Genomic DNA, 6,257 nt, shown 5'->3' with positions numbered 1-6,257 from the left:
GGGCCTGGCTGGCCCGCAATGCCCTGCTCGCGGGGCACGCGCCGAGGCACTGGCGGCTCCGCTCGGCCGTGTCCCTCGCGGGCCTGTTCGACCCGGTGCCCGACGTCGGCCTCGGAGAGGACCTGCTCGCCGTCGTCGGCGTGCGGGCGGAGCTCGATCTGTCCACCGCCGCCGATGTCGCGCAGCTGTGCGAGCGGCTGTCCGACTCCGAGCGGGCGGTCGCGCCCGGGCCGGTGCTGCACGCGCACACCGCGCTGGCGGCCGTGCCGCCGGCCGAGGTGGACCCGCCGGAGCGGGTCCGGGCGCTCGACGGGAGCGTGGTCGACGCCGAGGACGCGGTGGTGCTCGACGGCCCGTGGCTGCTCGCGGTGTGGCCCCCGCACCGGCTCGTCGCCGCGCGCGGACACGACGACGCACTCGCGCTGGCCGATGTGCTGGACCTGGCGCTCGCGAGCGAGGAGACCACGGACGGCGTGGACGGCGACGGCGAGTTCGTCACCTGGTCCGGCCTGGCGGCGATCGTCGAAGTCGCCGACCTGCTCGGGCTGCCGCTGCCCGACGGCGGAGTGGTGGTCCACACCGAACTGTCCGTGGGCGGTGTGCCGGTGCGGTGGTGGGTCGAGCGGGACGATCCCGCGACGCCGCACGCCGACGACACGCCCGACGGGCTCGCGCGCGCGTTCGCGTGGGCGGCGGGCCGGTGGGACGAGCGGGCGCTGGTGACCGCGTTGCTGGACGATCCCGATCCTCGGACACTGCTCGGCTGACGCCCTCCCGCGCGTCGGCCGGTTCGACGGGTGTGTTAAACGTTCCGTTGGCCAAAACGCGACCCTCTGCGGGCGGCGGCGCGCTGCCAGAGCATGATGCTCATGCCGAGCAGCCCGACACCCGCACCCGCGAGGGTCGTCCACAGCCAGACACCCCGGGCACCCACGAGCAACAGAACCACGAACGCGCACAGCCACAGCACTGTGCCACCGATCACGGGAGTCCAGGGGCTGACCACCGATCTCGGCAGTTCCGGGGTAGGACGAAGCCGTCCTGGGTCGTCGGGCGAGTTGCTCGGTTCGTCCACGTCAGAAAGGCTACCGCTGCCGGTACCGACGCAAGGCAGGTGAGCGATGTCAGACATCACCGCGGGAAGCGAGCCGACCTCGCGGTTGGACCGGTTCTTCCGGATCAGCGAGCGTGGCTCCACGCCCGGCCGTGAGGTGCGCGGCGGGTTGGTCACGTTCGTCACGATGGCCTACATCATCGTGCTGAACCCGCTCATCCTGGGCAGCTTCTCCCCGGACGACCCGGGCGCGGCCACCGACGCGACCGGCGCGATCCTGCCCGTGCCGCAGGTGGCCGCCGTGACCGCGCTCGTGGCCGGGCTGATGACCATCCTCATGGGGATCGTGGCGAACTACCCGTTCGCCCTGGCGGCGGGGCTGGGGATCAACGCGCTCGTGGCCGTGACCATCGCACCGCAGATGACCTGGCCCGCGGCGATGGGCCTGGTGCTGGTCAACGGAATCGTGGTGCTCATCCTCGTGCTCACCGGCGTGCGCACGATGGTCTTCAACGCCGTGCCGCAGCAGCTCAAAGCGGGCATCGCGGTGGGCATCGGGTTGTTCATCAGCCTCATCGGCCTGGTCGACTCCGGGTTCGTCCGGCGGGTTCCCGACGTCGCCGACACCACCGTGCCCGTGCAGCTCGGCATCGAGGGCTCCATCGCGTCCTGGCCCACGGCCGTGTTCGTCGTCGGCCTGATCATCATGGCGGTGCTGGTGGCGAAGAACGTCAAGGGCGCCATCCTGATCGGCGTGCTCGCGGGCACGGTGCTCTCGATCGTGGTCGAGGCGATCGCCGGGGTCGGTCCCTCCGGCGGCGAGGACCCGAAGGGTTGGAACCTCGGATATCCGGCGCTGCCCGACGACGTCGTCGGAATCCCGGATCTGTCCCTGGTGGGACAGGTCTCGTTCGACGCCTGGGTGCAGGTGCCCGCGATCACCGCCGCGTTGCTGGTGTTCACCCTGGTGCTCACCGACTTCTTCGACACGATCGGCACGATGACCGGTCTCGGCCGGGAGGCGAACCTCGCGGACGCCGACGGCAACCTGCCCAACGTCGGCAAGACGCTGTTCGTGGATTCGCTCGGCGCGGTCTCCGGCGGTGCGGCCTCGGCGAGCTCCAACACCGTGTTCGTCGAGTCGGCCTCCGGGATCGCGGAGGGCGCGCGCACCGGCCTGGCGAACGTGGTGACCGGCCTGCTGTTTCTGGCCGCGATGTTCTTCACGCCGCTGTACGAGGTGGTGCCGATCGAGGCCGCCGCACCCGCGCTGGTGGTCGTGGGCGCGCTGATGATCCGGCAGATCACCGAGATCGACTTTCGCGACTTCTCGGTGGCGCTGCCCGCGTTCTTGACGATCGTGGTGATGCCGTTCACCTACTCGATCGCCAACGGCATCGGCGCCGGGTTCGTCAGCTACGTGCTCATCCAGGCTGCCACCGGGCGGGCCCGCAGGGTGCATCCCCTGATGTGGATCGTGGCGCTGGCGTTCGTCGTGTACTTCGCGATCGGCCCGATCCAGAACGTGCTCGGCTGACGGCGTCGACGCGAGGCGAGGACAGCGGCGGCGTCGCCCGGTCGGTGCTTCGGCGCCAACCGAACTGTTCCGCTCGTACGGTGCTGTCCATGAACACGCCTTTTCACGCACTGCACCACGGCGACACTCCACTGCTGTTGCCCAACGCCTGGGACCACGCCTCGGCCACGCTCCTGGTCGAGGCCGGTTTCCGCGCGATCGGTACCACCAGTTTCGGTGTCGCGGCGGCACACGGCCTGCCGGACGGGCACGGTCGCACGCGCGAGCACGTCGTGCGACTGGCGGAGCTGCTCGCGCCGTTGCCGTGCCTGCTCACGGTCGACATCGAAAGCGGCTTCAGCGCCGACCCGGCCGAGGTGGCGGAGCTGGCCGCCGACCTGTTCGCGCTCGGGGTGGTGGGCATCAACCTGGAGGACAGTCGCGAACACGACCGCCTTGCCGACCCGGCCGAGCAGACGGAGTTGATCGCGGCCGTGAAGCGGCGCGTGCCGGGGCTGTTCGTCAACGCCCGCGTGGACACCTACTGGATCGGCGTGGACGCCGACCTCGGCCCGACACTCGCGCGGGCCGGGCAGTACCGGGCGGCGGGAGCGGACGGGATCTTCGTTCCGGGGGAGCTGGGGGCCGGTGACATCGCGGCGCTGGTCCGGTCCCTCGATGTGCCGCTGAACGTCCTCCACCGGCCGCACCTGTATTCGGTGACGGAGCTGGCGCGGTGGGGCGTCAACCGGATCAGCACGGGCTCGCACCTGTTCCGCACGGCGCTGGCCACCGCCCGCGACACGGCCCTGGACCTCGCGCGGTCGCTGGCGCCTCGCGACGGGACGTCGGACAACTCCTCGCTCGTCGCTCAGGACGGAACATCGGGCAACCTGGGCTCGACGATGTAGGCGACCTCCTGGGCGACCCGGCAGCTTTCTTTCGGGTCGGTCGGTCCGGTTATACCAACGTCGAAGCGGGAACTTTCGCCGAGTTTCATGGCGAGTGTGCAGTCCCCCGTATCCGGATTTCGGGCGATAGCGGACGCACGCCCGTTGACGGTTCCTGTGCGCACCCCGTTGCCCATGTCCTTCAGTGATCGCACCGTTTGTGTGTCGCGCACGTCGAGTGAGATTCCGAGGCTATCCAGTGAATCTGGCGTTATCTCTTTCTTCCAGGCGCAAGAACGGGAACCGCTCCCTTGGTAGGGTCGACCGTTCTTCATTGACTCGTAGTCGGTCAGGTCGTCCACACTCAGAAGCGCACACGGTTCGATGGAAGCCACGGCCGATCGTTCCTCGCCACCGTTCCGTGCAGAACTCGCAGAAGGGTCGCCCGGGACGCTGACCCTCGGATCGGCGCTGCCGCTCGTCGTGTCAGTACATGCGGCCACGGTGAACACGAGCATAGCGGAGACGAACACGGACGGGATGCGAACGGACTTAAGGGCGTTCTTCATCGGTCGCCGCCTGTTTGAGTGCTCCGACGTAGGGACTCGAGTGCATCCAGCTCCGTGTCGTTGTATTGATCCGAAGCATGTTGAAGTGCTTCTATGCTCATCTTGAAGATTTTCTCGAGCGATTCCAGGGCCCTACGGGCAGAGACTTCGCCGTTTGCCGTCTGCGTGTGGACGGCCGTACCTGTATGCGGTAGCGGATTTGCGCGCGCTGGATAGGCGCCGGAACGGCCCAGCGGGACACACGTGTTCGCACCGCTCCCGCCACCGCACGTGACATGGCGATGGTGCTCGCGCGGCAGCTCGCGCTCAGGACGGGACGTCCGGCAACCGAGGCTCCACGATATAGGCAACCGCCTCGGCGATCTCACAATTTTTTTCTTGGTCTGTGGGTCCCGTAATGCCGACGTCGAGGCGGGAAGTGGTGTCTATACCGAGCGCGACTGTGCAGTAGGCAACCGTGGGATCAGGAGAGAGCGCAGCAGTGCGGCCATTGACGTTGGTGAACGTGATCTCCCGATCCATTTCCTTCATCGATTCTACATTTTGCTGGTCACGTATGTCAACGGCGATCGTCAATCCGTGCAGGTTCTCATCGTTAACGGGTCTCCTCCAGGCGCAGGAGCGATCCGCGCTTCCGGTGTAGGACTCGTCTCGTGTGAGCGATCCGTACGCCGTCAGGTCGGACGGAGCGAGGAGTTCACACGGTCGAATTGATTCACTTAGATTTTTGGTTGCTGGAACATCTGAGATTCCGCTCGCTTGGCCGGTAGATGAGCTCGTCTCATGGTTAGGTGTTCCGCCAGTATTGTTCGTACAAGCTGCTGCGAGGAAAGTCGTCAATAGAATGATCAGAGCTGGCTTTGAACTCGTAAGGGTCATTGCGGTCCTCGGGTGAAGCTCGACCCCTGAAGGGTGCTTGCTGCTTCTTCCTCGATCTCGATGTACTGGTCGGACGCTCGCTGGAGAGCCTCAACGCTCGTCGCGAGGATCGCCTTGAAGGAGTGGAGTGCTTTCTTTACTGAACCTTCTCCATTGGCCGACTGATAGGTGTAGTCTGCGATTCGCTGTCCGTATTCATGGTTTCCGAACGACGGTCTGTAGTCGAAGCTGCGTATGTTGGCTTCGTAGGATTCGATTTTTTCCAGGCATCGCTTCAGCGCGCCGATGAGTTCATCCGCCGATTCCTTCGTGACGCGGAAACCGTCGTTCTTGGCGGATTCGATGAGTTGGCCTGCCGAGGCTTTCGCCGAGGCAAGGGCTTCCTCGTTCATGGCCGCCGTAGCCGTTTGCCAAGGCGTGATTCCCTCGAGGAATCCGGATGAGTCGGAGTCGGAGGTGATCTCCGACATGTCCATGTCTCTGAGTTCGGCCACCGGTGGGTCCCCTCCCTGGCTGTGCCGCTACCGTGCAGGACCGTTCGGGCTCGGAGTGTAGCGCTCGACGGCGGTGCCTTACGGGCGTTCTGCGCGGTCCGGCGGTGTGACCGCGCTCCCGATGTGGTTTCCGTGAGGTGATCGTGAGGTATGCTAACCATGTGTCGGAATCTGCTGAGCAGCGTTCGCTGGCGAGTCGGCTGCGGCTCGCCGTCGTTCGCCTGAACCGCAGGTTGCGGGCACAGCGGGCGAGCCACGACCTGTCGCTGACCCAGATCTCGGCTTTGTCCACGCTGCACAAATGCGGGGCCATGACACCGGGGAGGCTGGCGGCGAAGGAGGGCGTGCAGCCGCCGTCGATGACGCGGGTGATCGCCGCGTTGGAGGAGATCTCCTACGTCGAGCGCAGCCCGCACCCCACCGACGGCAGGCAGGCGATCGTGGCCCTGACCGACACCGGACGGGACTACGTCCGGGCCACGATCTCACGACGCGAGGCTTGGCTCGACGAACGACTGGCGGAACTGAGCGGCGAGGAGCGCGAGGTGCTCTCCCGCGCCGCGGAGATCATCGACAGGATGGCGGGCAACGGCTGACGTCCCTGCCGTCACGGGAGGCGACAACACGGCGTGAGTACCACGGATAGCGATCAACGGAGAACCCGACGACACCCCGCTATCCACAGGCCCTCCACCGACCCACCCGTAACGCCACCGGCCACCCGGCACGCGGTCGCCGGACCCCGGGCCACCGGCGCCGCCTCCTTCGGGACCACCTCCGCCGATGCCGAGGAGGCCGACCCGGAGAATCCCGAGCGTGCGGCCCCGGCTGCTGCGGCCCCGGCTGCTGAGGGCG

7 protein-coding genes and 1 pseudogene are annotated in these 6,257 nt (G+C 67.1%); 4 read left to right on the top strand and 4 right to left on the bottom strand.

Going from position 1 to position 6,257, the window contains the following annotated elements:
• Positions 1 to 767 (top strand): annotated as a pseudogene (locus tag SACSA_RS25860) (sacsin N-terminal ATP-binding-like domain-containing protein); the annotation flags it as partial.
• A 35-nt stretch (positions 768 to 802) separates the two neighbouring features.
• On the opposite strand, the gene SACSA_RS24510 reads toward SACSA_RS25860, so the two are convergent.
• Entirely contained in the window at positions 803 to 1,075 is a 273-nt protein-coding gene (locus SACSA_RS24510; RefSeq protein ID WP_232212859.1) for a DUF2530 domain-containing protein, read from the bottom strand.
• A 46-nt stretch (positions 1,076 to 1,121) separates the two neighbouring features.
• On the opposite strand from SACSA_RS24510, the gene SACSA_RS0107070 reads away from it, so the two are divergent.
• Both SACSA_RS0107070 and SACSA_RS0107065 read left to right on the top strand, forming a co-directional pair.
• Complete coding sequence (locus SACSA_RS0107070) at positions 1,122 to 2,591, top strand: NCS2 family permease (RefSeq protein WP_019814579.1); 1,470 nt, start codon at positions 1,122 to 1,124, stop codon at positions 2,589 to 2,591.
• 89 nt (positions 2,592 to 2,680) lie between these two features.
• Positions 2,681 to 3,481, top strand: coding sequence for an isocitrate lyase/PEP mutase family protein (locus SACSA_RS0107065; protein WP_019814577.1), 801 nt, complete (start codon positions 2,681 to 2,683; stop codon positions 3,479 to 3,481).
• Here the strand turns inward: SACSA_RS0107065 and SACSA_RS24505 are convergent.
• The 3 genes from SACSA_RS24505 to SACSA_RS0107060 form a co-directional block, all read right to left on the bottom strand.
• Positions 3,442 to 3,978: a DUF3558 domain-containing protein gene (locus tag SACSA_RS24505; RefSeq protein ID WP_232212875.1), complete on the bottom strand. Its 537-nt coding sequence runs from the start codon at positions 3,976 to 3,978 to the stop codon at positions 3,442 to 3,444. The two genes, SACSA_RS0107065 and SACSA_RS24505, sit on opposite strands and share 40 nt — an antisense overlap.
• 357 nt (positions 3,979 to 4,335) lie before the next feature.
• Positions 4,336 to 4,908 carry a DUF3558 family protein gene (locus tag SACSA_RS24500; RefSeq protein ID WP_083940177.1) on the bottom strand — a complete coding sequence of 191 codons (573 nt, stop codon included), beginning with the start codon at positions 4,906 to 4,908 and terminating at the stop codon, positions 4,336 to 4,338.
• Positions 4,905 to 5,402 (bottom strand): hypothetical protein, encoded by a 498-nt coding sequence (locus tag SACSA_RS0107060; RefSeq protein WP_019814575.1) that lies wholly within the window; start codon positions 5,400 to 5,402, stop codon positions 4,905 to 4,907. The genes SACSA_RS24500 and SACSA_RS0107060 overlap by 4 nt, the downstream gene beginning before the upstream one ends.
• 161 nt (positions 5,403 to 5,563) lie before the next feature.
• Between SACSA_RS0107060 and SACSA_RS0107055 the strand changes: the two genes are divergently transcribed.
• Complete coding sequence (locus tag SACSA_RS0107055; RefSeq protein ID WP_019814573.1) at positions 5,564 to 5,998, top strand: MarR family winged helix-turn-helix transcriptional regulator; 435 nt, start codon at positions 5,564 to 5,566, stop codon at positions 5,996 to 5,998.
• Positions 5,999 to 6,257 lie beyond the last annotated feature (259 nt).

This window comes from Saccharomonospora saliphila YIM 90502, from assembly GCF_000383795.1.
In the GTDB taxonomy this organism is placed as follows: domain Bacteria; phylum Actinomycetota; class Actinomycetes; order Mycobacteriales; family Pseudonocardiaceae; genus Saccharomonospora; species Saccharomonospora saliphila.
The sequence above is the reverse complement of the archived record's forward strand: the minus strand, read 5'-3'. Positions and strand labels throughout refer to the sequence as shown.

What these genes read in the sequence shown, in the direction of transcription:
- SACSA_RS0107070 (WP_019814579.1), top strand. Translation starts at nt 1,122, where the DNA reads ATGTCAGACATCACCGCGGGAAGCGAGCCGACCTCGCGGTTGGACCGG.
- SACSA_RS0107065 (WP_019814577.1), top strand. Translation starts at nt 2,681, where the DNA reads ATGAACACGCCTTTTCACGCACTGCACCACGGCGACACTCCACTGCTG.
- SACSA_RS24505 (WP_232212875.1), bottom strand. Translation starts at nt 3,978, where the DNA reads ATGCTCGTGTTCACCGTGGCCGCATGTACTGACACGACGAGCGGCAGC.
- SACSA_RS24500 (WP_083940177.1), bottom strand. Translation starts at nt 4,908, where the DNA reads ATGACCCTTACGAGTTCAAAGCCAGCTCTGATCATTCTATTGACGACT.